24 protein-coding genes and 1 tRNA gene are annotated in these 25,219 nt (G+C 60.3%); 7 read left to right on the forward strand and 18 right to left on the reverse strand.

Translation table 11 applies throughout. From position 1 onward, the window contains the following. Positions 1-61: 61 nt before the first annotated feature. Entirely contained in the window at positions 62-991 is a 930-nt protein-coding gene (locus ACSBLW_RS18420; protein ID WP_435258056.1) for a LysR family transcriptional regulator, read from the reverse strand. Between the two features lie 96 nt (positions 992-1,087). On the opposite strand from ACSBLW_RS18420, the gene ACSBLW_RS18425 reads away from it, so the two are divergent. The 3 genes from ACSBLW_RS18425 to ACSBLW_RS18435 are packed head-to-tail and all read left to right on the forward strand — an operon-like array spanning position 1,088 to position 4,382. After that, positions 1,088-1,879: an IclR family transcriptional regulator gene (locus tag ACSBLW_RS18425; RefSeq protein ID WP_435258057.1), complete on the forward strand. Its 792-nt coding sequence runs from the start codon at positions 1,088-1,090 to the stop codon at positions 1,877-1,879. Beyond that, positions 1,876-3,570, forward strand: a complete 1,695-nt coding sequence (locus ACSBLW_RS18430; protein ID WP_435258058.1) for an FAD-dependent oxidoreductase — start codon at positions 1,876-1,878, stop codon at positions 3,568-3,570. Before ACSBLW_RS18425 ends, ACSBLW_RS18430 begins: the two co-directional genes overlap by 4 nt. Continuing rightward, the gene (locus ACSBLW_RS18435; RefSeq protein ID WP_435258059.1) at positions 3,567-4,382 is read left to right on the forward strand and encodes a sugar phosphate isomerase/epimerase family protein; all 816 of its coding nucleotides are present in this window, start codon (positions 3,567-3,569) and stop codon (positions 4,380-4,382) included. The genes ACSBLW_RS18430 and ACSBLW_RS18435 overlap by 4 nt, the downstream gene beginning before the upstream one ends. A gap of 110 nt (positions 4,383-4,492) precedes the next feature. On the opposite strand, the gene ACSBLW_RS18440 is transcribed toward ACSBLW_RS18435, so the two are convergent. The 14 genes from ACSBLW_RS18440 to ACSBLW_RS18505 all read right to left on the reverse strand — a co-directional run bounded on the left by ACSBLW_RS18440 (position 4,493) and on the right by ACSBLW_RS18505 (position 17,811). Beyond that, positions 4,493-5,320 (reverse strand): Hint domain-containing protein, encoded by an 828-nt coding sequence (locus ACSBLW_RS18440; RefSeq protein ID WP_435258060.1) that lies wholly within the window; start codon positions 5,318-5,320, stop codon positions 4,493-4,495. A gap of 225 nt (positions 5,321-5,545) precedes the next feature. After that, positions 5,546-6,511 carry a Hint domain-containing protein gene (locus ACSBLW_RS18445; RefSeq protein WP_435258061.1) on the reverse strand — a complete coding sequence of 322 codons (966 nt, stop codon included), beginning with the start codon at positions 6,509-6,511 and terminating at the stop codon, positions 5,546-5,548. 302 nt (positions 6,512-6,813) lie between these two features. Beyond that, complete coding sequence (locus ACSBLW_RS18450) at positions 6,814-7,581, reverse strand: ABC transporter ATP-binding protein (RefSeq protein WP_435258062.1); 768 nt, start codon at positions 7,579-7,581, stop codon at positions 6,814-6,816. A gap of 22 nt (positions 7,582-7,603) precedes the next feature. Beyond that, a complete protein-coding gene (locus ACSBLW_RS18455; RefSeq protein ID WP_435258063.1) occupies positions 7,604-8,644 on the reverse strand; it encodes a FecCD family ABC transporter permease in 1,041 nt (346 codons plus the stop codon). 53 nt (positions 8,645-8,697) lie between these two features. Next, on the reverse strand, positions 8,698-9,336 hold the full coding sequence (locus tag ACSBLW_RS18460) for an ABC transporter substrate-binding protein (RefSeq protein WP_435260157.1): 639 nt from the start codon (positions 9,334-9,336) through the stop codon (positions 8,698-8,700). Further along, complete coding sequence (locus ACSBLW_RS18465; protein ID WP_435258064.1) at positions 9,261-9,641, reverse strand: hypothetical protein; 381 nt, start codon at positions 9,639-9,641, stop codon at positions 9,261-9,263. The genes ACSBLW_RS18460 and ACSBLW_RS18465 overlap by 76 nt, the downstream gene beginning before the upstream one ends. 74 nt (positions 9,642-9,715) lie before the next feature. Continuing rightward, complete coding sequence (locus ACSBLW_RS18470; protein WP_435258065.1) at positions 9,716-10,432, reverse strand: GntR family transcriptional regulator; 717 nt, start codon at positions 10,430-10,432, stop codon at positions 9,716-9,718. Positions 10,433-10,562: 130 nt separating this feature from the next. Further along, the gene (locus ACSBLW_RS18475; protein WP_435258066.1) at positions 10,563-11,522 is read right to left on the reverse strand and encodes a Hint domain-containing protein; all 960 of its coding nucleotides are present in this window, start codon (positions 11,520-11,522) and stop codon (positions 10,563-10,565) included. Positions 11,523-11,884: 362 nt separating this feature from the next. Continuing rightward, positions 11,885-11,959: transfer RNA gene (locus ACSBLW_RS18480), tRNA-Glu, on the reverse strand. 67 nt (positions 11,960-12,026) lie between these two features. Further along, positions 12,027-13,772 carry a single-stranded-DNA-specific exonuclease RecJ gene (gene recJ, locus ACSBLW_RS18485; RefSeq protein WP_435258067.1) on the reverse strand — a complete coding sequence of 582 codons (1,746 nt, stop codon included), beginning with the start codon at positions 13,770-13,772 and terminating at the stop codon, positions 12,027-12,029. A 114-nt stretch (positions 13,773-13,886) separates the two neighbouring features. Further along, a complete protein-coding gene (glpX, locus tag ACSBLW_RS18490; protein WP_435258068.1) occupies positions 13,887-14,852 on the reverse strand; it encodes a class II fructose-bisphosphatase in 966 nt (321 codons plus the stop codon). A gap of 93 nt (positions 14,853-14,945) precedes the next feature. Beyond that, positions 14,946-16,046 carry a hypothetical protein gene (locus ACSBLW_RS18495; RefSeq protein ID WP_435258069.1) on the reverse strand — a complete coding sequence of 367 codons (1,101 nt, stop codon included), beginning with the start codon at positions 16,044-16,046 and terminating at the stop codon, positions 14,946-14,948. Positions 16,047-16,123: 77 nt separating this feature from the next. Further along, on the reverse strand, positions 16,124-17,428 hold the full coding sequence (locus ACSBLW_RS18500) for a homoserine dehydrogenase (RefSeq protein WP_435258070.1): 1,305 nt from the start codon (positions 17,426-17,428) through the stop codon (positions 16,124-16,126). A 122-nt stretch (positions 17,429-17,550) separates the two neighbouring features. After that, complete coding sequence (locus ACSBLW_RS18505) at positions 17,551-17,811, reverse strand: hypothetical protein (protein WP_435258071.1); 261 nt, start codon at positions 17,809-17,811, stop codon at positions 17,551-17,553. Positions 17,812-17,924: 113 nt separating this feature from the next. Here ACSBLW_RS18505 and ACSBLW_RS18510 point away from each other — a divergent pair, with 113 nt between their 5' ends. Further along, positions 17,925-18,548, forward strand: coding sequence for a hypothetical protein (locus tag ACSBLW_RS18510; protein ID WP_435258072.1), 624 nt, complete (start codon positions 17,925-17,927; stop codon positions 18,546-18,548). On the opposite strand, the gene ACSBLW_RS18515 is transcribed toward ACSBLW_RS18510, so the two are convergent. From ACSBLW_RS18515 to ACSBLW_RS18525, 3 genes are read right to left on the reverse strand one after another with little or no spacing between them, the layout of a single operon-like run. After that, the gene (locus ACSBLW_RS18515; RefSeq protein ID WP_435258073.1) at positions 18,549-19,142 is read right to left on the reverse strand and encodes a TadE/TadG family type IV pilus assembly protein; all 594 of its coding nucleotides are present in this window, start codon (positions 19,140-19,142) and stop codon (positions 18,549-18,551) included. Between the two features lie 12 nt (positions 19,143-19,154). Next, positions 19,155-19,691, reverse strand: coding sequence for a TadE/TadG family type IV pilus assembly protein (locus ACSBLW_RS18520; RefSeq protein ID WP_435258074.1), 537 nt, complete (start codon positions 19,689-19,691; stop codon positions 19,155-19,157). Next, a complete protein-coding gene (locus tag ACSBLW_RS18525; RefSeq protein WP_435258075.1) occupies positions 19,688-21,313 on the reverse strand; it encodes a pilus assembly protein TadG-related protein in 1,626 nt (541 codons plus the stop codon). Before ACSBLW_RS18525 ends, ACSBLW_RS18520 begins: the two co-directional genes overlap by 4 nt. Before the next feature lie 435 nt (positions 21,314-21,748). On the opposite strand from ACSBLW_RS18525, the gene ACSBLW_RS18530 reads away from it, so the two are divergent. From ACSBLW_RS18530 to ACSBLW_RS18540, 3 genes are all read left to right on the forward strand, one after another. Next, positions 21,749-22,369, forward strand: coding sequence for a TadE/TadG family type IV pilus assembly protein (locus ACSBLW_RS18530; RefSeq protein ID WP_435258076.1), 621 nt, complete (start codon positions 21,749-21,751; stop codon positions 22,367-22,369). Positions 22,370-22,373: 4 nt separating this feature from the next. Continuing rightward, the gene (locus ACSBLW_RS18535) at positions 22,374-23,678 is read left to right on the forward strand and encodes a TadG family pilus assembly protein (protein WP_435258077.1); all 1,305 of its coding nucleotides are present in this window, start codon (positions 22,374-22,376) and stop codon (positions 23,676-23,678) included. Between the two features lie 138 nt (positions 23,679-23,816). Beyond that, positions 23,817-25,067 (forward strand): sarcosine oxidase subunit beta family protein, encoded by a 1,251-nt coding sequence (locus tag ACSBLW_RS18540; protein ID WP_435258078.1) that lies wholly within the window; start codon positions 23,817-23,819, stop codon positions 25,065-25,067. Positions 25,068-25,219 lie beyond the last annotated feature (152 nt).

A 25,219-nucleotide genomic window follows, 5' to 3' on the forward strand; every position in this document is an offset into this window, starting at 1 on the left:
CCTTTACCGCGAATCTATCTTTAACGGCAAATACCGATAAAACGCTTGGCATAACACGATGTTAATTTCGTGTTTGTGGATCCCATGAGGTTCGTGCCGTAGCGGCCTGCAGTTCATGACGAAACCGCTCGATCGTGTATTCGGCAAAGCTGGACAGGATACGCCCACGTTTTTGCACACACCATGCGGTGATGCTGGCATCTTCTTTCAGCGGGCGGCGGACTAGGCCCGGCATATAAACCTCGGCGACCGAGAATTCGTCGATGATGGCCACGCCAAGACCGTGTCGCACCAGTGAAACAGTCGTCTGGGCAAAGCGACCGCGCATGGTGTGGCGCGGCTCTAACCCTGCCTCGCGAAAGGGGCGGGCTAGGATTTCGCCGTAGGGGTCGTTTATGTCGACGCCGATAAAGGGGAAGTGCATCAGGTCATGGACAGACACGACCTCTTGCTGGGCCAGTTCGTGGCCTTCGGGCACGATGGCCACGATCCGGCCTTTGGCAAGCGGTGTGGATTCCAGCGCCGAGGTGTCGAAAGGCGAGGACATGAACACCATCTCGCCCCGTTCAAGCAAAAGATAGTCCGAGGTTTCTTCGATTTTCAGGATGTTCAGGTCGATCATCAGATCGGGAAAGCGGCTGCGGACAGAACGAATGGCTCGTGCGGCAATGAACTGCGCGATGGAGGGGGCTGAGGCGAAAGAGAGGTGAACGTCCTCTCCCTTTTTCAGAGAAGAGACGGCGCTGTTAAGGTTTTCAACCTCGCGATAGACCTTGTTGATCATTTCGAAAATGGAATGGGCCTCGGGGGCGGGGACGAAAACTCCGGCCCGCCGGTCAAAGAGGCGGATGCCGAGCGCCTCCTCGGTATGCTTGATCAGGCGACTGATGCCGGGGGCCGAGACTGCCAGCAAGTCAGCCGCACCCTGAATGCTGCCCGCGATCATCACCGCGCGCACCACTTCGACCTGTCTCAGCGTCAGTTCCTTCATGGGCAGACAGTGGCGCAGTGCCGCAAAGCGAACAAGAGGGTTGATCCGTCATCGGATCGCAAATATTGGAATGACATTCCAAAATGGGAATCGGAAATGACAGCCGCCCTGGATCGCACCTTTGCCGTACTTGAACTTCTGGCCCAGCACCCGAACGGATTGTCGGTTCAATCGGTGGCCGAAACCTTGTCGCTGGCGCCATCCGCGACGCATCGTTTGTTGAATGATCTGGTCCGGCTGGGCTATGCCGCGCAGCCGCAGACAAACCGGGACTATGTGCTGACGCTGCGCTTTGCGGCCTTGGGCTTGGGTTATCTGGGCCGGCTTGGGGTGGGCGATGTGATCCAGCCAGTGTTGGAGGCTCTTGCCGCAGAAAGCCGGGAACTGGTGCGCCTGTCCTTGGTGGATGGTGATCAGCTGGTCTGGGTGGCTGTGGCGCAGGGGGCGACGTCAGGTCTGCGTTATGATCCGGCCAGAGAGCAGGGCGTTGTTGTCCCTTTGGCCTACAGCGCCGGGGGGCGGGCTTGGGCTGCCAGTCTTGATCCATTGCGGGCGCGGGACTTGATCTTGCAGCAGGGGGTGACGCCGCCTGCCGGGGCCGTCGAAGGCTGCACGCTAAGGATTGAAGAGATTGAGGCTATGCTGGTTCGCGATCGCGCCTTGGGGTTTTCGGAAGCGGTCGATTGTTTCGAGGCCGGGATGGCCGCCCTTGCGGTGGTGGTGCGGCGGCCCGAGGGTCAGGTCATTGGTTGTTTGTCGATTGCCGGGCCATCGGTGCGATTGACGTCCGACCGCAGGCGGGCGCTGCTGCCCGCTCTGCAACAGGCTGCACAAACGGTTGGTGAATTGCTGCCCGCCTCTCCCTTGCTGTGCTGGAGCAAGCCATGACAGTGGAATGTGACCTGCTGGTCGTCGGATCGGGCGCGGCAGGGTTGGCTGCCGCTGTTACCGCCGCGCATCACGGCCTACGGGTGATTGTGGCGGAAAAGGCCGATGTCCTCGGCGGAACAACCGCGTGGTCTGGCGGTTGGATCTGGGCCCCCGGCAATCCGGTCTGCGCGCGTGCAGGCACCAAAGACAATCGCGAGGCGGCCGAGGCCTATTTGCAGGCGGTTCTGGGCAATCACTTCAAGGCGCCTTTGGTCCAAAGCTTTCTGGAAAATGCGCCCCAGATGGTTGCCTTCTTTGAAACCAAGACAGCGCTGCGCTTTGAGCCGGGCAGCCATATTCCCGATACCTATGGCCATCTTCCCGGCGCCGGAACTGGGGGGCGTTCGGTCATTGCGCAGCCCTACGATGGCCGCGCCTTGGGGGATGCGTTCCGGTTGCTGCGCCGGCCTTTGCGCGAGACCGCCTTTTGGGGGCTTACGATTCAGGCAGGTGCCGATTTGCGGGCCTTTATGACCATGACCCGCAATCTGCCGGCCTTTGTTCATGTGACGCGGCGCATGGGACGGCATCTGTGGGATCTGGCGCGCTATGGGCGGGCCACACAATTGCGCAACGGCAACGCCTTGGTGGCGCGTCTGATGCGCTCGGCCTTGGATGCCGGGGTGGAATTGTGGCCGGGACACGCGGCTCAGCAAGTGCTGCGGGATGAAAGGGGAAGGGTCACGGGCGCAGTGCTGGTCTCAAAGGGTGCGGAACTTCGGGTATCGGCGCGCTGCGGTGTGGTTCTGGCAAGTGGCGGTTTTGCCCATGATCCCGTGCGCCGCGCCGCGCAGTTTCCGGCAGCCGAAAGCCACCGCACCTTGGCGGTTGAAACGGCGACAGGGGACGGCCTGCATCTGGGAGAGGCGGTGGGGGCGCAACAGGCCAAGGACTTGGCCAGCCCCGGCGCCTGGTGCCCGGTCAGCCTAGTGCGCTGGCCCGATGGGCGCGAGGCCCCCTTTCCCCATATCATTGAGCGCGGCAAACCCGGCCTGATTGCAGTTCTGCCAAATGGTCAGCGGTTCTGTAATGAAGGCTTGGGCTACCATGATTTCGTGACGGCCCTGCTGGCGGCGACGCCCGCAGACAAGACGCCCGAGGCTTGGCTGATTGCCACCCGCGCTTTTCAGCGGCGCTACGGGCTGGGGATTTCGCGGCCCTTTCCGCTGCCGCTGCGGCCTTGGTTGCGGAACGGCTATCTGGTTTCGGCCCGGTCCCCGCGCGATCTGGCGCAGCGCTGCGGGATTGATCCTGCTGGGTTGGAGGCCACTTTGGCGGATTGGAACCGCCATGCGGTTTCGGGCGATGATCCGGCTTTCCATCGGGGAACGACCCCTTACATGCGCCTTCAGGGCGATGCCACGCATGGTCCGAACCCCTGTGTCGCCCCGATCGACCGCCCGCCCTATCTGGCGCTGCGGGTGATCCCCGGCAGTTTCGGCACTTTTGCGGGGCTGCAGACAGATGCCGAGGCGCGGGTGCTGGGATCCGATGGCACCCCCATCCCCGGCCTTTATGCGGCCGGCGGGGATATGGCCAGCGTGATGGGCGGCTTTTACCCGGCAGGCGGTATCAACCTTGGCCCCGCCCTGACCTTCGGCTTTGTCGCAGGACGGCAGGCTGCACGATCTTTGGAGGAAGGGAAATGACCCATCCGATTTCGCTGGCGCATTTGACCGTGATCGACCTGCCCCCGCCCGAGATGATCCGCCTTGCGGCGGGTTTGGGTTATGACGCTGTCGGGCTGCGGTTGATCCGGGTGACAGACACGACGCCGGGCTATCCGCTGCATCTGGATGCGGGGCTGCTGCGGCAGACTGTTCGGGCGGTGCAGGACAGTGGGATCAAAGTGCAGGACATTGAATTCGTCCGCATGACCCCAGAGTTTCGCGGAGAGGATTACGCGGCCTTTCTGGATGCCGGGGCCGCGCTGGGGGCGAGGCAGGTGATCTGCGCGCCTTATGATCCCGATCTTTCGCGCTTGTCGCACAATCTTGCGGCCTTTCACGAGGCGGCCCGGAGGCGCGGGTTGTCTTGTGTGCTGGAGTTTTTCCCTTGGACCAATGTGCCCGATCTGGCCACCGCCTTGCGGGTTGTGGAGGCCAGCGGCGCGCCGGATTTGGGGGTGCTGGTCGACACCCTTCATTTCAACCGGTCGGGCAGTTCGCTGGACGATCTGTCCCGGCTGGCCCCGCGACGGATGCCCTTTCTGCATCTTTGCGACGCCCCGGTTTGCCCGCCCTACACGACCGAGGATCTGTTCCACGCCGGGCGGGCGGAACGGTTGCCGCCGGGGGAGGGGGAGATTGATCTGACAGCTATTCTTGCCCGGCTTCCCGCAGACCTTCCCTTGTCGCTGGAGGTGCCGATGACCGCGCTTTCCCGCGAAAAAGGCCCGGCCGAGGTGGCCGCAAGGGTCTTGGCGGCGACACGGCGGCTTTTGGGGCAGGTGGCGGCCTGAACCCGGGGCCGCAAAAGCGTCCCCGTCGGGGACGCTTTTTTGATCCTTTGAAATCAATGGGTTATCGTTTCGTTTTTACGGAAATTTAACCCTTTGGGTCAAACGAGCGCTTAGGCCACCCGCTTTTGCGCCAAGAACGCCATCACTTCTGCCGTCACATCCGCGCCGAAATCAGCAATTCCGAACCGCGCAGCGATATCGGCAGGCAGTTGGCGGCGGGAGGAGATGCGGGGCAAGGGCATTTCGGTGATGAGAGGTTCATCGCCGTAAAGCGCCGCATATTCCGCGTAATTGTCGAAGGTTTTACGGTCGATATAATCGATGAAACTTTCCGCCTGCGCGCCATTGGCAAGGATCACGTCGTGGTGTTCGGTCTCGATATGGTAGACGGTGAAGGTCGCGTCCATTTCCGACAGCATGACGCGGCGGATGGTGGTGCCGTTGACCAAAGCGCCAGCGTTTACAAGCAGATCGTCGATGATCATGCCGTGGTCGGCGGTGACATAGAGGTCGGCTTTCGGCAGGCCATTTCCAAGCGCGCCCTTGGCGATGCAGATCGGGGCGCGGTCTGTGGTCAGCGGGAGGTTGATGATATTGTAGCGGAAAGACTGATGGCCCACCCATTTCACCGGGATCGCATCGCCAGAGGCGGTCAGGATCAAATCGCCGATTTGCAGGTCTTCGACCTTACGCTCACCCGTCGGCGTGGAAATCGTCGTCCCGGTCAGGAAGCAATTGGCGACAACGGCATTTTCGCCAACAAATTGAAAGGTCCATTGGTTTGGATCAGTGAACCCAGAAATGTCGTCGAAAGCAGAGTTAAAGGGAATGTAAAAACTTCCGGGGACAAGACGGTCTTCAAACACTGCGTAGTCATTCCCGTTGATCGTCACTGTCCAGCCAGAGAAAGCAAAGTCGGCGAATGAATAATAGTCCAACGTATCTATGTTGCCGTCATCATTCGTGTCGTAAACTTGATCATTAACGCTAAGGAAATTTACGGATCCTGGAGCGGCTCCTGGAATTCCAGGTGCTGAAGTAAAGTAAATATCCCCGGTCGTGGAAAAATTAGCCATGTTCGCCCCCAGCTGAAACCTTGATTGATATTCTTCGCGAAGATTGAGATCGCCCGGCCCATCGTTGATGGGCTATAGAGGTGACCTTTAACCCGCTTTCCTTTGTTGCAGAAACGCCGTCGCCTCTGCCGTCACATCCGCGCCGAAATCAGCAATTCCGAACCGCGCAGCTATGTCGGTGGGAAGCTGACGGCGCGAGGAGATGCGGGGCAAGGGCATTTCGGTGATGACGGGTTCATCGCCGTAAAGGGCCGCGTATTCGTCGTGGTTGTCGAAGGTTTTGCGGTCGATATAGTCGATAAAACTCTCGGCCGGGGCGCCATTGGCGAAGATCACGTCGTGGTGCTCGGTTTCGATATGGTAGACGGTAAAGGTCGCGTCCATTTCCGACAGCAGCACGCGGCGAATGGTGGTGCCGTTGACCAAAGCGCCTGCGTTTACAAGCAGATCGTCAATGATCATGCCGTGATCGGCGGTGACATAGAGGTCGGCCGTGGGGAGGCCCATTCCAAGCGCGCCCTTGGCGATGCAGATCGGGGCGCGGTCTGCGGCCAGCGGCAGGTTGAGGATGTTGTTGCGGAAGCTCTGACGGCCGATCCATTTGACGGGGATCGCATCGCCCAAGGCAGTCAAGATAAGATCGCCGATTTGCAGGTCTTCAACCTTACGCTCACCCGTGGGAGTTGCGATTTGCGTGCCGGTCAGGAAGCAATTGGCGACAACAGCATTTTCGCCAACATATTGAAAGGTCCATTGGCTTGGATCGGTGAACCCAGAAATGTCGTCAATAGCAGAGTTGAAGGGGATGTAAAAATACCAGGGGGTGACATCTTCACTAAACACGGCATAGTCATTGCCGTTGATCGTTACTGTCCAGCCAGAGAAGTAAACGTCAAAAATGTCGTGATAATCCGACGGGTCTATATTACCGTCATCATTAGAGTCGTAAATTGGGCCGCTACCAGAAAAGAAGCTCGCGGTGCCTGGATTGGTCGCTGGGTCACCGGCTGTTGCGCCAAATCTAAGCTCTCCAGTCATTAAGTATTCGGCCATGGTCACCCCAATTGTAACTTCGTCAAATTATGACGCGATCCGTTGGATCGTAGATGGATGGTGCACTCATTTGCCCTGCGTGGCGTAGCTTGTTCTTCTTTGCAGAAAAGCCATCGCGACCCTGCGAATGTAATGCTTATGTTCGTTCGGATGGTTGGCGGAAAATCCGCCATGCGTCAACAATATCTTGTAGACAATCCGCAAGATTAACCCAGTGGTGTGAATGGGTTGCAATTACAGCGCGGCGGTCGACTCTGCTGCCTAAATGTTGACGCTTTTGCCCCGTTTGTTGTGGGCTCTGGTCAGGCGGCGGGGGCGATGGGAAGCGCGCGGTCGACGATCATCATCGGGCAGCCGCGCGAACAGGTTTCGACCCGCGCCTCGATGCCGTAGAGCTTTTGGATCAGGTCGGGCCGCAGGGTTGTCAGCGTGGGGCCAGCGGCAAGGATGCGGCCGCCCGAGACCGCAACGGTCATGGTGCAGCTGCGCATCACCTGATTGAGATCATGGAGCGCCAGAAGAACGACCGCCCCGGTTTCGGTGGCGTAGTCGCGCAGGACTTCAAGAACCTCATATTGCCGATAGAGGTCGAGCGCCGAGGTGGGTTCATCCATCAACACGACCTTGGGGCGGGTGACCAAGGTTTGCGCGATAGAGACAAGCTGGCGCTGGCCGCCGGAAAGTTCGGTCAGGGAGGTGCCGGCAAGCTGCGGAATGGTCAACTGATCGAGCACCCGATCGACGGCGCGGAGATCCGTGGTGCTGAGCCGCCAGCCGCCGCTGCCTTGTTTCAGCGACAGGATCATGGATTCATAGACGGTCAGGGCGGCGGTCATTCCGGTGTCTTGCGGCATGTAGCGCAGGTCATGGGCCGCGGCGCCGGTGAGCCTGACCTCTCCGCCCCCGGCGAGTTGGCCTGCGATGCGGCGGAAGAGGGTGGATTTGCCCGAAGCATTCGCCCCGACCAAGGCGGTCAGGTGGCCGCCGGAAATGGGGGGCGTTGTCGCGTCGCCGTAGATCACCTTGCGGCCATAGCGGGCTTCGACGTTCTGAAGTTGCAGGCTTACCATGTCCGTCTCCCATGGGTGAAGATCAGGGTCGCGAAGAAGGGCACGCCGCAAGGGCGGTGATGATGCCGATGGGCAGGACCGCGCCGGGCAGGATCGCCTTGGAGAGAACCGAGGTGGTAGAGAGGATGAGCGCGCCCGACAGGATGGAGCCGGGAAGGAAGAAGCGCTGATCCTCGCCCAAGAGAAGCCGGGCGATATGCGGGCCGACGATGCCGATAAAGCCGATGGTGCCGACAAAGGACACCGGAACGGCGGCGAGGGCGGAGACGAGGATCAGGGTTTCAAGGCGCAAGCGACGGACCGGGACGCCCATTGCTGCGGCGCGGGTTTCGCCAAGGCGGATGGCGGTCAGCGCCCAGGCCCGGCGGGCGAAAAGCGGCGTGACGATCAAAAGGATCAGGGCGGTGACGGCGACCTTTGTCCATGTCGCCTTTGTCAGGCTGCCCATCGTCCAGAACACGACGGCCGCAAGGGCCTGTTCCGAGGCGAAATACTGCAGAAGGGCAAGAAGGGCGTTGAAGGTGAAGACCAGCGCGATGCCCAGAAGGATGATGGTTTCCACGGTGACGCCGCGCAGGGTGGAGAGGCCGAAGATCAGGAGAGAGGCGGCCATCGCCATGGCAAAGGCGTTGATCGGCACCATCAGCGCAAGGGCCGTGGGCACCAAGGCGACCCCCAGCACCATGGCCAGCGCGGCACCAAAACTTGCGGCGGCGGAAATACCCAAGGTGAAGGGGCTGGCAAGGGGGTTGGCAAGGATCGTCTGCATTTGCGCCCCGGCGGCAGAGAGGCAAGCCCCGACAGTCACGGCCATCAGGGCCATCGGCATTCGAATGTCCCAGATCACCATGCGGATCTGGATCTCGGCGCTGGCGGGATGAAGAAGCGTGTTCACGACATCGGCCAAGCCATAGCGCGCTGACCCTAGCGAGACATCGACCGCGACCGACAGGCAAACGGCCGCCAGAAGCGCGGCAAGCACCACGATCCGGCGCAGGATCAGGCGGTGATAGGCGTGGCGCAGGGGGAGGGCAGGGCTGGAGGGATTGGCCAAACGGGTCATCATGCGTCTCGGGATGGGGGGAGCGGCACGCGCGACGCGCCGCCCAAGGAGCTTTAGTTCAGCGAAACCCAGTAACCGGGCCGGTAGTCGATCGGCAGAAAGCGTTTATGCAGCGCCTTCAGCGTGGCTTCGAGGTCCAGATCGGCAAAGAGATCGGGGTGAAGCCATTTCGCGATCTGTTGGACGGCCACAAAGCTGTAGGGATTGTTGTAGAACTGGTGCCAGATGGCGTGGGCATTGCCGGAGGTGACGGCCCGCGTCCCGACAAAGCCCGGTCGCGTCATCAGCTTGGCAAGCTTGGCCTTGGCCAGATGGGGGTCTGATCCGGGGGCCACACCGACCCAGTCGCCGCCCGGAACATAGGCTTCCCAATTGCCGCCGGTGACGATCACAACTTCGGGGTCCGAGGCGACGATCTGTTCGGCGTTCACGGTGCCGAAGGTGCCGGGGATGAAGGGCGTGGCCATATTGGTGCCACCGGCCTCTTCGACCACGCGGCCATAGTTTTCAGCGCCGAAGGACATGCAGCAATCCTCGGAATAGCCGCCTGCGCGTTCGACAAAGACCAAGGGGCGCGTCAGGCTGGCCTGTGCTGCGATCACGTCGCGGACCTTGGTCATTTCCTCGGCGAAGAAGGTGTTGAACTCGGCGGCGCGGTCTTCCTTGCCGTAAAGTTGCCCGATGAGTTCGATCGACTTGGCGGTATGTTCAAAGGGCTTTCGCGGAAATCGTCATAGACGATCGGGATGCCAACGGCGGCCAGTTTTTCCTCATGGCCCGCCTCATCGGTGGCAACTTTGGCTTCGAGGTTGAGGATCATCACGTCGGGGTTCAGGGAAACCGCCTGTTCGATGTCAAAGGTGCCGTCCTTGTAGCCGCCAAAGGTGGGGATCGCGTCGATTTGGGGGAATTTTTCCAGATAGGCGGCAAAGCTGTCGGGGTCGGCCTGTTTCAGATCATCGCGTCCAATCGCAGGTGATGGGGTGGAAAGGGTCACTGTTGCGGCGGTCCGAGCACCGCTATGCGACTTCCGCCACCAAGCCTTGACCAAGGGAGCGGGTCCGACCTGCCTTAGCCTGCGGGGGCGGGCGCAAGCTGTACGTCGGTCAGGTGGCTTCGTTTCATGAAGTGCAGGAAGTTGTCTTGGAACTGCCGCGTGTGGGCATGGGCCAGCCTGTCGGCACGTTCGGCGTCGCGGTCGCGGATCGCGGCCATCATCTCGTCATGCTCATCGGTCAGGAGAATGCCCTCCTTCATCTGCTCGAGATAAGCAAAGTGAAGGTGCAACATGCGCCTGCCCTGATTGAGCAGGCGGCCGTAAAAGGCGGAAAGATAGGGGTTTCGTCCGGCTTCGGCGATGGCCATGTGAAAGGCCATATTCGCCTCGGACATGGCCAGATGGTTGCGCGATTTCACGGCGGCGACGAATTCGGCCTGACGCTTGGCCATCTTTTGCAAGTCGGCCTCGCTGCGCAACAGGGCCGCAAGACGGGTGTTCATCCGCTGCGCGATATCCAAGGCTTCGACATATTTCGGAAAGCTTTGCACGTCGATCGGGGCGACGACGGTCGACCGGTTGGACAGTGTGACAACCAGATCTTCGCCTGCAAGGCGGATCAGCGCCTCGCGGACGGGGGACCGCGACATGGCAAAGCGTTCGGCAATCAGGGTTTCGTCAAGGACAGAGCCGGGGCGCAGGTCGAGCGAAAGAATTTCGTCGCGAAGGGTTTCATAGGCGAATTTCACGCCTGTTCCCTTGACCCGTTTGGGTTCTGCCTCGCCTGCCATGCGCCTACTCCTGCCTTTTGCGGCACAAGGTAGTCATGCCGCCGGAACATGTCGACACATTACATTTTCAAAAGGCGAGGACCGAAGGGCGACCTGTGCCCCCAAGGTTTCAGGGGGCAGAGGGTTTTTATCAGGCAGCGCTGAGGCGGGCGAGGAAGGACATCGCCTCTGCGGTCACATCAGCCCCGAAATCGCCGATACCAAAACGGGCGGCGATGTCGGCGGGCAATTGGCGGCGCGAGGAGATGCGGGGCAAGGGCATTTCCGAAATCACTGGCTCGTCACCATAAAGTGCGGCATATTCTGCGTAATTGTCGAAGGTTTTACGGTCGATATAATCAATGAAACTTTCGGCCTTAGCGCCATTGGCGAGGATCACGTCGTGACATTCGGTTTCAACGTGATAGAAGGTGAAAGTCGCGTCCATTTCCGACAGTGCTGCGCGGCGAATGGTGGTGCCGTTGACCAAAGCGCCTGCATTCACCAAAAGATCATCTATGATCATTCCGTGATCGGCGGTGACGTAAAGATCGGCATTCGGCAGGCCAGACCCAAGCGCGCCTTTGGCAATGCAGATCGGCGCGCGGTCTGCGGCCAGCGGGAGGTTGATGATATTGTTTCGGAAGGTCTGATGGCCGACCCATTTGACCGGGATCGCGCTGCCGTCAGCGGTCAGGATCAGATCGCCGATTTTCAGATCTTCGACCTTGCATTCGCCCGACGGCGTGGCAATCGCGGTGCCGGTCAGGAAGCAATTGGCGACGATGGCATTGTCGCCGGTGTTTTGGAACGCCCATTGGCTGGAATCGGTGAAAGACGAGATGTCATCGAAAGATGAAGCGTATGGAATATAAAAATCCCCTGGAATGTATGCATCTTCAAAAACCGCGTAGGTGTTGCCGTTTATGACAACGGTGTATCCGGAATAGGGGAAATCCGAGTTTACGAAATAGTCTACGGAATCGATATTTCCATCGTTGTTTGCGTCGAAAACAGTGGTCGAATATGCCCCACTGTTAACAAAAGAAATGGGCCCGGTTACACTCGTGCCACTATAAATTAGAAAGTGAGTTGTCGCAAAATTTGCCATTTAGGCGCTCCATTAATCTGTAAACGTCATCCGCATGCTATGTAAGATGCGCGACTTGGGCCAGCAGGAAAATATGCGGTTTCGCTTGGCCTTGCAGGGGACAAAGGGACCTATGGTGATCGCTATCGATACTTCTGAAACGGTGTGTCGAGGGCCATCCGCCCGGGGCGACCGATGTGAGTGCCCCCGAAAATCAGGCTGACATTCGTTCAGAGAAAAACGCCCACGCGTAACCCGTCGCCCCCCCCAAATAAAACGGAGGCCGCCGCGGGACGATGTCGCCTGTTGGGCCAGCGCGGTCGACAGCCAAAATTGACAGGTCGCACCCGTGGGTTTCCAACTGCGTTCTTAGTTCGGGGAAGTGGCAGCCCGTAGGGGAGTCGAACCCCTCTTTTCAGGTTGAAAACCTGACGTCCTAACCGATAGACGAACGGGCCACGTTCAGCGTGGGGGGTGAATACTGGCCTCTCTGCTGACTCGCAAGAGGAAAAATGCACCTTTTGATCATTCCGCGGGGGCGCCGTCTTCCAGTTTCAGCTGCACTTTCGAGCGCCCGCCCCAGTGGTTCATCTCAAGCCGACCCGCGAGATGGAATCGGCGGTGGCCGGGGGAGTCGAGGGCGGGACCGAGGGCGGAGTCGTAGGCACCGAAAGCCATCGCTTCCAGTTGCGGGCCAGAACCATCGCTGAACGAGACCTTGAGATGCCGGTCCCCGATGCGGCGTGCCGACAGGGTGACCCCGGCAAAGGCAAAGCGCGGGGCAGAGGCCGATTGGCCATAGGGGCCGGCGGCTTCGATCTGGTCGACAAGATCATGGGTCGCGGCAGAGGCCATCAGGAGGCTGTCGATCCGCAAATCACGCGGCCCCTGATCGCCTGCGCCCTGCCGCGCCAGCAACTCGGCCAGACGTGCCATCGCGGGTTCCACCTTGGCCGGATCGACCGTCAGGCCAGCGGCCATCTTGTGGCCGCCGCCTTTGACCAAAAGTCCTTCGGCGGCAAGACGCTGCACCGAGGCCCCCAGATCAATGCCCGCGACGGATCGGCCCGAGCCTTTGCCTTCGCCATCGTTCAGCCCGATGACGACGGCGGGGCGATGAAATGCCTCTTTCAGCCGGGCGGCAACGATGCCGACGACGCCGGGGTGCCAGCCTTCGCCAGCGGCCCAGACCAATGGCGCATCAACCCCGCGCGCCTCGGCCTGCGCCATGGCTTCTTCCCGCACCCGTTCGGTGATGTCGCGGCGTTCGGCGTTCAACTCTTCCAGACGCGCAGCCAAGGCGGCGGCCAGCCGCGGGTCATCGGTGCTGAGAAGTTTTGCCCCCAGATCGGCCTGCCCGATGCGCCCGCCCGCATTGATGCGGGGGCCAAGCACATAGCCAAGGCTGTAGGGTGAAGGGGATTGGTCCATGCGCGCGGCATCGGCCAAGGCGACCAGCCCCACCCGTTCGCGCCGGGCCATGACCTTTAGCCCCTGACGCACCAGCGCCCGGTTCACCCCAATCAGCGGGGCCACATCGGCGACAGTTGCCAAGGCCACGAGATCCAGCATGGCCATCAGGTCGGGGCCTTTGACGCCTTCGTCGCGAAGCCGTCGGTTGGCCTCGACCAGCATCAGGAAGACGACCGAGGCCGCGCAAAGATGGCTAAGGCGGCCGTCTTCGTCCTGCCGGTTCGGATTGACGACAGCAACCGCCGGGGGCAGCGTTTCCGCGCCAAGGTGGTGGTCCAGCACGATCACGTCGCAGCCCGCAGCGGCAATCGGTTCGTGGCTGAGCGTGCCACAGTCGACGCAGATGATCAGATCATGCGCGGCGCCTAGGGCCTGCATGGCCTGCACATTGGGGCCATAGCCTTCGTCAATGCGGTCCGGAATATACAGCGTGCCGCTGCGGCCCATCTGGCGCAGCCATGTCAGAAGAAGGGCTGCCGAAGACCCGCCATCCACATCGTAATCGGCAAAGACCGCAATCCGTTGCCGCGTCTTTACAGCCGCCAGAAAGCGTTCTGCGGCGGCCCCCATGTCGCGCAGTCCCAGCGGGTCAGGAAGCAGGTCGCGCAGGGAAGGTGCAAGAAATCCGGCCACTTCTTCGGGCGCAACGCCGCGCCGGACAAGGCTTTGGCAGAGCGGCAAGGGAAGGCGGGCAATCTGGGCCATGGCCTCGGCCAACCGGTCTTCCTCGGCGGCGGGGCCGACCCAGCGGTTTCCAAGGATCGAGGTCTCAATGTTCAAGAATGCGCGGTCTGACATGATATGGGTTTGCCCGAGGTCACGGCGAAGCGCAAGCGGGGGATGGCATCGCCATCCCCCGCAAAATTCTTTGAAGAATTTTGCCCGGTTTCCGGGCGGAAACCGGGCGCACCCTTATTTGATTGGGTTGCGATAGGTCATCCGACGCACCGAGCCGGTTTTGGAGCGCATCAGGATGGTTTCTGCGGTCAGATAGCCCGGTTCTCGCTTGATGCCCGACAATAGGCTTCCGTCGGTTACGCCGGTGGCCGCAAAGATCACATCGCCGCGCACCAGATCGTCTCGGGTATAGACGCGGTCGAAATTGGTGATGCCGGCCTTTTTGGCGCGGCCGCGTTCGTCATCGTTGCGGAACAGCAGCTTGCCAAAGAACTGGCCGCCCATGCATTTCAGGGCCGCCGCCGCCAGCACGCCTTCGGGCGCACCGCCCGAGCCCATATACATGTCGATGCCGGTCACCTGCGGTTCGGCGCAATGCATGACACCTGCCACATCGCCATCGGTGATCAGGCGAATGGAGGCGCCAGTCGAGCGGATTTCGGCAATCAGTTCTTCGTGACGCGGACGTTCCAGCACGCAGACCGTGATGTTTTCGGTCGACACGCCTTTCGCTGCGGCCAAGGCAGAGACGCGTTCCGATGGGCTCATCGCCATGGTGACGGTGCCGGGTTTGTAGCCGGGGCCGATGGCCAGCTTGTCCATGTAGACGTCGGGCGCGTGCAAAAGTGTGCCACGGGGGGCCATCGCGATCACGGTCAGGGCGTTCGGCATGTCCTTGGCGGTCAGTGTCGTGCCTTCCAGCGGATCAAGCGCGATGTCGACCGCCGGGCCGTTGCCTGAACCGACCTCTTCGCCGATATAGAGCATCGGCGCTTCATCACGCTCGCCTTCCCCAATCACCACCACGCCGGAAATGTCCAGCAGGTTCAACTGGTCGCGCATCGCATTGACAGCGGCCTGATCTGCCGCCTTTTCGTCGCCGCGCCCGATCAGCCGTGCTGAGGCCAAGGCCGCAGCCTCGGACACGCGGGCAAGGCCCAAGGAAAGGAGGCGGTCCTGGAATTCGGCGGCATTGGCCATGATCTGTCCCTTTTGGTGATTATCTTGCCGTGGGCATAGCTTCTGCGTGTGCTCGGGGCAAGTTTGGTGGCGCTAACAGTCCGCGACGCGTTGTCAGCGTTTGGCGCGAAGTGTGGCCGCCTGTTCCAGAAGAGAGGCATAACAGGCATCAAGACCCGAGGCGGTGTCTCTGTCGCCATCGGCGGCGGGGTCTTTCCGGGTTTGCAGCAGCGTCATCAGGCCGATCTCCGACCGCAGAAAGCTGTCGGTCGGGACCAGATCGGCAAAAGGTTGCCGCGCCTCGACCCAGCCGACGGGAAGACCCGGATCGGACAGGAAAGCCGTCTCGCAGGTCTTGGCTGTTGCCGGGCAATGGGCCGAACAGAAGGCCGATATGAGGGAAAGTTCAGGGCGGCCTGCAAGCAGCGCCCGAGCGCGGGCCAAGGTTTCCGCAGAAAGCGGTGTGGTCCGTTGACCTGCAATTGCTAGGGCTGACATCGCTGCGGCATCCTCCAATCTGGCGGCGACGGTGTTCGGGTCCATCGCGGCCAGCACCGGCTGGAGATGTGCGTCAAACGGGCCGGCCCGCCCCGTTTCGCGCAGCCTTGCAAGGGTCATCCACGCGGCCAGTCGGTCTTTTTTCAACAGATCGGCCAGCAGGGCCCCATCCCCCGAAGTGGCCTGAAAACTCAGCCGCGAGGTCAATCCCAGCGCCAAAAGCCAATCCGGCCGATCCTGATGTAGAAAGACCTCCGGTATCTTGCCGCCAAGCCCGGTGGCTTGAAGGTAGTTCAGCAGCAGCATGTCCGCTTTTGCGCCTTCGCCAAAGGCAATCAGGGCCTCAGCCCTTGTGATCAGTTCGTCGGGTGATCCGGCTGCACCTGCCGCCCAGTGGGCGGTGGCCGCGTGTTGCTCTGCGGCCAGCGCGCCAAGGGGGGCGCCATTCACCTTTCGCAGGCGGTTTCGTTCGGCAAGGCTTCCTTTGGGCGGTGTCCATAAAAGGGCAAAGGGCAGAACGGCCAAGGCCGCTGCATTGCCAGCCTCGGCCAAGGCGTGCAGGGCGTCATTTGACAACGGATCGTCCCCGGTCAGCGCGCGGGTCACGGCCTCGCGATAGGCTGGGTCTTCGGCTCCGGCGACCGGCTGCGCCAAAGCGGGCAGGGCGGTTGCCAAAGACAGAGCAAGGAATAGCGGCGCGGTAAGATGCACAATCATTGCGGCCTGCCAATCGAATAACTAATCGGCAAAGCATCCGGCGGGTTCGTCACCCTGTCAATGAGTCGGCGCGGGCCTTAGACCTCTTCGATGCGGATCGCCACAGGGGCGCCGACCAAGACCCCGGTTGCCCCGAATTGCGTCATGGCATGGGCAATATCGGCAGGGGCGGCCTTGTGCGTGACCAAAAGGACAGTCGCCTTGTCATCGGCTTCGCCGGGCTGGTTCAACTGGCGCATCTGGTCGATAGAGATGCCCGCATCGCCGATGCAGGTGGCAATCTTGGCCAGTGCACCGGGTTTGTCCAAAAGGGTCATCCGCAGGTAATAGGCCGCAGGCGTGGCCGATTTCGCGGCAATCGGCTCTTTCAGGCTGCTTGCGGGCTGGCCAAAAGTCGAAATCCGAAACCCGCGCGCAAGGTCGATCACATCGCCCATCACGGCGCTGGCGGTCGGGCCTTCGCCTGCACCGGGGCCGCGCATCACGATCTGGCCGACGCTGTCGCCTTCGAGGACCACCATGTTTGTGCCGCCCTGCAACTGGCCCAAAGGACTTTCGGCGGGGACAAGGCAGGGCGTCATGCGCTGTTCCAGCCCGCGGCCGGTCAGTTGCGCCACGCCCAGCAGCTTGATGTGATAGCCCATGTCATCGGCCAGCTCGATATCTTCGATCGAGACATTGCCGATGCCTTCAAGTTCCACCTTGTCGAAGGCGACCTTTGTGCCAAAGGCGATCGAGGACAAAAGCGACAGCTTGTGACCTGCGTCGATCCCCCCAACGTCAAGGTTCGGGTCGGCCTCCAGATAGCCCAGCTTGCGGGCCTCTTCGAAGACCGTCTCATAGGTCAGACCCTCGTTCTGCATGCGGGTCAGGATGTAGTTGCAGCTGCCGTTCATCACGCCCATGACGCGGGTGATGCGGTTGCCTGCCAGCCCTTCGGTCAGGGCCTTGATCACCGGGATGCCGCCCGCAACGGCGGCCTCAAACCGGATCACACGGCCCTTCGCTTCGGCGGCTACGGCCAGTTCCTGACCGTAATGGGCCAAAAGGGCCTTGTTTGCCGTCACCACATCCTTGCCCGACGCGATGGCGGCTTCGGTCGCCAGACGGGCCGCGCCTTCATGGCCGCCCATGACCTCGACAAACACGTCCACATCGTCGCGCTGGGCCAAGGCCACCGGATCGGTTTCCCACGCATAAGCCGACAAGTCAGCGTCGCGGTTCTTCTTTGGGTCGCGTGCCGAAACCGCGGTGATCACCACAGGGCGACCGGCGCGGGCGGCGATCAGATCGGCATGGCGCTGCACGATCTTGACCACGCCAATGCCGACGGTTCCAAGACCAGCCAGACCAAGACGAAGGGGCGAGGCAGGGGAAGACATGGAACACTCCGTCGGCTGATTGCGTTTCGCTCTTAGCCCGTCTTTTGGGGCAAGGCAACGCGGGCAGGGTGCGGCCAATGCGGGAAGTTCGGGTTGTGGCCGTCTGGTGCGGTTTTGCCGGGTTACATCCGCCGCAAGAGGGCGGCACGGGCGCGCAAAGCGGCAAGTCGCGCTTCCAGCGAGCCGGTATTGGCCCCATCGCGGGCCAAGGCGTCTGCTTGAGCAAGGATTTCATCCAAGGGCAACAGGCGCGTCTCGGCCTTTGAGACTGAAGCACTGGTTTCCATGCTGACGCCCGTGTCCGGCAGGGGAGAGCAAGCCGAAAGCGCCAGCACCGTCATCCCGGCCAGAAATCGCAGGCGCATCGGGACGTGGTGGGGCATGGAACTCTCTCTGAAAAGGCGACTGGTCTTGCAGGGCGAAACCTATGCCGACACGCCTTGCAGAGCAAGCCAAAGGAACGAACGGCCGAAATTGCCATCTTTGCAGGCAGAGCGTGCCGGAAAGGCCCTGCTTTGGTCTCGACGGGAAGGCAAGCGTCGCCTATCTGAAGAACGCGGATCGGGGCGCGCCTGCAAAGGCCCGCTCATTTCCCGCCCCACGCAGGAACAAGGTCAAGAACATGGCAAGCGAAAAGAACGACACTGTCATCGCCCGGATGCAGCCCTCTTTGCCGCGACGCGTGATCGGCACCGGCCTTCTTGCCGCGCTTGGGCTGTTCTTTCTGGCGGTCGCCACACAATCCTTGGCGGGGTCGCCGGCCTTGATGATCTTTCTGGTCGCGTTTTCCGGCCTGATCCTGTGGCTGGCCGTTCGGCTTTGGCAAGGCACGACCATTGGGCTGGAACTGACAGAAACCGAATTCCGCGATACGACGGGCCGCGTGTTGGTGACGCTCGATCAGGTCCATTCGGTCGAGAAGGGGGCCTTGGCGCTGAAACCGGCTGGCGGGTTCACCATCGTCACCAAGACCTCGGGGCCGCGGGGATGGGTGCCGGGGCTGTGGTGGCGGGCCGGCAACCGGATCGGGGTCGGGGGCGTGACGCACCGCCACGAAGCGCGGTTCGTGGCGGAAATGATGGACGATCTGATCAAGGGCAACCGCCCGTTTTCGGCCTGATCAGCCGCAGGCGACGCCTTCAAGGCAGATCCGCGGCACAAAGCGCGGCCGTGTGATGATGAACTGCTGGAATACTTCTTCGCCCAAATACATGAAGAAGGCCGGAGATTGCTCGAACGCCGGGGTGAATTCCATGTTGGATTCCACCAGCGTGACCGAGTCGCCATCAGCAAGCATCGGAATGTGCTGCGCAAGGCCCTGAAGGCTTTCGGTGGTCAATTCCGGAAGTTCGTTGTTGGGCGAGCGGGACCAGACAACCTCAAACTGGTTGCGCACGCCGCTAAAGGTGATGCTGGTCACGCGCATCTCAACAGGCAATTCGTCACCCACCATATATTGCAGCAGGTCGTGCAGGCCCGTCAGATAGGCCATCGAAATCGGCCGTGTCTCACGCGAGATCATGTCGGAAACCGTGTAAGTGGCCTTTTGCGAGGTGTTCAGTGAACGGAACGCGTCCCAATAGGTGTAAACACCCATCGTACAAAAGATGAAAACCGGGATCGTGAGGATCACTTCGATCGCCATCACACCGTCTTCGCGGCGGGTGAATTTCCGAGCGGCGTCGGAAAGGTATTTTGCTACAGTCTTGAACATCGTCACATCACCTCAGGACGGTTCGTTCACAAAGGCCGACACAGCCGCCATGCCGTAACCGCCAAACTCGTCCAGGTCCAACATCGCGGCAAGGCCCGTGCCGGGGAACAGAGGAGTGACGATCACGCAAGCGCGGATCAGCATGATCTGGTTCTGCGAGCCGGGGTTGTAGGTCACCACGGGCTGGATATCTTCCTCGCGGTCGACACAGCTGACGGGCGCTGCTGGCATTTCCCATGTATTGGTGTTGATCGGGCGCATCTCGATCATGATGTTGCCCCTGCAATCGGCAACGATCTTGGCGCGTTCGCAGATTTCATCTTTCAACGCGTCCGAGCTTGGGTCGACCATCCGACCCAAGCGCAGGTCGCGCATCGCGACATCGGTCGCGAATTCCAGAATGACCTGTTTGGTCATCAAGAGGCCAAGCTCAACGGCGAACAGGAACAGGCCCAAGATCACCGGGAACATCAGGGCGAACTCGACCGTGGCGATGCCGTCTTCGCGTCGCCGGAACCGACGAAGGGCTATGATCAAACGGTTGCTCATTGGGTCAGTCTCAGCTGGCTGATGTTCGAGGCGATGGCGCGGAAGGCCGATTGGATTTCCAGACCTGCCGCGTTGAAATAATGGCTTGGCGTGGTCGAGCAGGCTTGGATCTGGGCTTGGCCATTGGCCGGCGCTTCGAAGGCGATGCCGTAGACGATCACGTCGTTGTCACGCGCCCGGTTGCACACGCCCTGCAACTGGCTGTCCATGTCCGTCGTCGCGGTCTTGCTGCGGAACATGTCCATCGTCGAGTAGTAGACCGAACTGCTGTTGCCATTGGCGCGGGCGTAAAGCTGCCAGGCGACCCAAGTCATGCGCAGGTTTTCCCAAACCTGGTTCCATTTTTGGCGCGCCGCACGGGTGCTGTCAGGCCAAGGCTGGCTGCGCCATTCATTGCGATGCGGCACCCAGTAGTCATTGCTGGTGTTCGCCCGGTTCTGGTAAAGGGAATAATAACCGTCGCTGCCTTTGAAGATCGGCGAATCCTCGGTCCGATAACCGCTGTTCAGGCGTTCTTCGGCGAAATGTTCGCCATCGGTCATCAGAACCACGACCTTCATCGCTTCATTGTCAACATAGTTATACGGGCGACCGGCAAACTGCGCGGGCGTGCGACCGGTAGCGACCATGGCGCTGGTGATGGCGCGCGACTCCGGATCCAGCAGCGCCATGCCCCATTTCATGCCAGCGTTGATCGAGGTCGCACCGCCAGCCGTCAGACCGTCGATATGGTTTTCAAGGCGCGAGATGACGTTGGTGGCGGGCAAAATCACATTGTTTGTCGATTGCAGGCACCAGCGGTTGGCCGGGTTTGGCGTTGCCGAAGAACCCGTCGCCGAAACGTAGCTGGTGCTGTAGCTGGTGCTAGAGAAGGTGTCGACATGCCCGGTCACCGGCATCGTGGTCGTAATCGGCAGGCCAAGACCCGAATAGACGGATGACGGCAGGTCAAAACAGTTCACATCCGTGACGTTGTGGTCGTTGGTCCGGTTGATGAACAGGTTCTGCATTTCCTGCGACATGTTCACCTGGCCGTTATAGGGCACGATAAAGATCGAAATTCGGCCTTCGCCATCGGCTTCCAGCACCGTGCGGACAAACTCTTTGGCCGCCGTTTTCAGGTTTGTCAGCTTTGCCCCGCCCATCGAGCCAGAAACGTCCAGAACAAGCGCGATTTCCACATTGGTGATGCGCTGTTCAGCCTCTGAGAAGGCGCGTGCCTCGATCTGATCAACGACTTCGGTCTGGTAGAGGCGCAGGAAAATCGGGTTGGTGTCCGCGCGCGCCTCTGCCGCGACGGTGCGGAAGTTCATCCCGGTCGTGACGCGCACATCCTTTAGCTGGTCCGACAAGCCAGCCTTGTCAAAGTAGTCCCGAACAACCGCCTCAGGATCCAGATCCTGCGTGATCGAGGCCGAGGCCAGCGTCGCCCGGTCAAGGGTCTGCTGCAATTCATTGCGTGTGGTTTCGAACCGCATGATGTCGACGCCCATGCCCGCAAGCATCAGCATCAGCAGCATCAGCACGACGGCAAAAAAGAGGATCGTGCCGTCTTCGTTGCGAACAAAGGCCGTCCAAGGGGACAGACGGGTGTTGGCAGCAGGTTTGGCGTCGCGGTTCATATTCACATCCTTGTTAAAGCCGAAACCCGCCCCCACGGAATTCTGGCCACACTATCGCTCGCCGAAGAAACGGGGACAGCGCGGCAAAATTGTGGCGATGGTGCATCCGCAGTATGATTGCCCACTGGAATATGAACGATCATCAAGGCTGTTTGTTTATTGTATCCCTGATGGATACGACAGACATCCAAACGGCTGTGTAAAGACGCCTAAAATTAGAATCTGATTCGATAAAAGACGGCCTTACCCCGGTTCTGCCCCGATTTTTTTACCTATTGCAGGCAAATTTTCCAAAAGTCAGGCGATCTGGCCCGCGACTTGCATACCCACCTCTAACGGCGGGAAACCTGTCAAATTCTTAACGCGGACACACCGGCACGCGTCGAGATGCGGCTTTTTCCCTCTGTCGAACTTGGAACTCTGGGGCAGGGTGCGATGCAGCAAGCGAAGAACAATCACTCGGCAAACTTCCCGTTCGGCGCGGATGCTTGCGCGGTTCCGCCGGGCAAATTTGGCGCCAATTCGGCAAAGAGGGACACATTTTTTATGAAATTGCCTTCTGAGCGGCACATTATGGACGAAATCTGGGGACTAAGTGCAATCACAGGTTTTGTAATGCGTTGTGGGAGAACCCAAATGCACCATTTTTTCAAGCGGTTTGTTACTGGTTCCAATGTTCCACGCTTCGTCCGCCAGGAAGAGGGCTCGGCCACCGTCGAGTTCGTCATTTGGCTGCCCGTTCTGCTGGTCGTTATGGCGATCATCGCAGACGCCTCTTTGGTTTTTGGATCCCGCTCAACCATCATGCGCGTCATGCAGGACACGAACCGGGCAGTTTCCGTGGGCAAGATCATGGATCTGACTGAAGCCGAAGAATACCTCACCGAAACGCTGGCTTCGGTCGCGCCAAATGCCGAGGTTGCAACCACGGTCGACAAGGGCGTGATCACCAGCATTGTCACTGTACCGCTGAGTGACCTGACTGCATTGGGCCTGATCTCAAAGTTCTACAATATGAACTTGACGATCGCCTCACAGCATCTTTCAGAAGGGTAAAGCCATGCTGAACATGGAAACGCGCTCGTTCGTCAAAGACGAAGACGGTTCAGGAAACGTCTTCTCGATCATGCTGTTGCTGATCAGCCTGACTCTCGGCGCCTATGGTCTTGATTATAGCAGTGCGACCGATGCGCGGACGCAAATGCAGATCACGGCAGATTCGGCAGCTCATGCCGCTCTTTTGACGCGCGAGCTTAATTCCCATGGCGAGGCCGTCAACGCGGCCTTGGCGGTTGCGGCCGCGCAGATGCCGGAAAGCCGCTTTGGCACCGTTCTTCAGCCTCAGGATGTGGTCTTTGGTACTTGGGATCCGGATACACGTGCCTTTGTCCCAGACGCCGAGTCGAAAACAGCCGTGCAGGTCACCACCCGTATGACGTCGGAAACCGGTAACGCTCTGCAAACGTATCTGTATCGTCTCTTGGGGCAAAAGACCTGGGACGTGGTCGCGCAGGCCACTTTTGAAACCTATAAGCCAACTTGCCTGAGAGAGGGCTTCGTGGCCGATGGCGTCGTTGACCTGCAAAGCAACAACTCTTACTCCGACGGTTTCTGCGTTCACTCGAACGAATTCGTTTCGCTGAACTCGAACAACTATTTCGAACCCGGAACTGTTGTTTCGATGACTGACCTGTCTCAGATCGACCTTCCGGCATCGGGCTATGACAGCAACGAAGGCCTGCGCGAAGCCCTTCGCGAAGGCTCATGGTTCATCCGTATCATCGACCGTCTGCCGGACATCATCGCAGGGCTGCGGAATGGCGACCGCGATTATCTGCCGGATTACATCACCAATATCGTGCCGCTCAACCTTGCGAACCGGACGGTCTATCAGGAAGACATCGTCAGCGGCCGTATTCATATCATACCCTGCAAGGGCGGCGCTGCTGCCACGATCAAGAATGATGTGATCGTCAGCCGCGCAGTCTTAATCTCTGCCTGCGACATCAAGTTCGAGGCCGGTGTGAAACTGGAAGATGCGATTGTCGCGACGACCAGCACCGGTTCGAAATCCCTGTCCAGTTCCGCAGGATTTACGGTGGGACGCGCCGACAACTGCATGCCCGGTGGGGACGCCCAACTGATCACCCTTGGCTCGATGGATTTTCCGTCTGATCTGCAACTTTACAACGCGCAGCTTCTTGCCACGCACGACATCACCTTCTCTGCTAATGCCAGCGGTATTCAGGGCGCAGCCCTCGTCGCAGGCGGAGAGATCTCGGGAACCTCGAACATGGTCTTTGGCTATTGCGGCGGTGGCATGGACGGCAACTTCCACGCCGATTACTTCCGGCTGGTCCAGTAATCCAGTCTGACCTACGCAGAACGGAACCGCCGGAACCGACAAACTTTGTCGTTTCCGGCGCAGTCCTTTTTCTGGCACCTTGATTAACCTACGCCAAGCCGCTTCTATGCAAAGGCGCGTCGAAAAGGTCTGCCATCCATGCGATATTCCGGTCTCAAGGTCATCACCGAAGGTCTGTTCGGTAACAAGGGCTGGAAACCGGTCTGGCGCGATCCGGCACCCAAGTCGGAATATGACGCGATCATCATCGGCGGCGGCGGTCATGGTCTGTCGACGGCCTATTACCTCGCCAAGAACCACGGTTTGACCAATATCGCGGTGCTGGAAAAGGGCTATCTCGGCTCGGGAAATATCGGGCGCAACACCACCATCGTCCGCGCCAACTATTTCTTGCCGGGCAATTCGGAATTCTACAGCCATTCGCTCAAACTTTGGGAAAAGCTGGAATCCGAACTGAACTACAACGTCATGCATTCCCAGCGCGGGCTAATCAACCTGTTCCACTCCGACGGTCAGCGCGATGCTTTTGCCCGCCGCGGCAATGCCATGATCAACCAAGGCGACGACGCCATCCTTCTTGACCGCGAAGGCGTGCGCGAACATCTGCCCTATCTCGATTTCGACAACACCCGTTTCCCCGTCTATGGCGGCCTCTTCCATCCGCGCGGCGGCACGGCACGCCATGATGCCGTGGCCTGGGGCTATGCCCGCGGCGCCGACAAGCGCGGCGTCGATCTGATCCAAAACTGCGAAGTCACCGGCATCGACGTCGAAGGCGGTCGCGTCACCGGTGTGCAGACCACGCGCGGCGCGATCAAGGCCAAGAAGGTGGGCATCGTTGTCGCCGGCCGGTCCAGTCAGGTCGCCGCCATGGCGGGCCTGCGCCTGCCGATCGAAAGCCATATCCTGCAAGCCTTTGTCACCGAAGGCCTGAAACCCGTGATCGACCATGTCGTCAGCTTCGGCATGGGCCATTTCTATATCAGCCAGTCCGACAAGGGCGGCCTCGTCTTCGGCGGCGACCTCGATTTTTACGCGTCTTACGCCGCGCGCGGAAACCTCCCCATGGTGGAACATGTGATGGAGGCTGGCATGACTCTCATGCCGATGATCGGCCGCGCCCGCGTTCTGCGCTCTTGGGGCGGGATCATGGACATGTCCCCCGACGGCTCCCCCATCATCGACAAGACACCGGTCGAGGGTCTCTACCTCGATTGCGGCTGGAACTATGGCGGCTTCAAGGCCGTCCCGGCCTCGGGCTGGTGCATGGCCCATCTGATGGCCACGGGCGAAAGCCACGACGTTGCCCGCCGCTTCCGCCTTGATCGCTTTGCCACCGGCCACCTCATCGACGAGGAAGGCACGGGCAGCCAACATAACCTGCACTGACCGTCATGATCCTTGCGAAACACCATCACCAAGACGTGCCGTCGGATGCCTCCGGCGGGGATATTTTTAGACAGAAAATGAGAAAGGGTTGCCCATTTTCTGTCCCCAAATATCCCGGGGTGAGCGCGCAGCGCGAGGGGCAGAGCCCCTCT

It is taken from the genome of Thioclava sp. FR2 (assembly GCF_051200875.1).
In the GTDB taxonomy this organism is placed as follows: Bacteria; Pseudomonadota; Alphaproteobacteria; order Rhodobacterales; family Rhodobacteraceae; genus Pseudotabrizicola.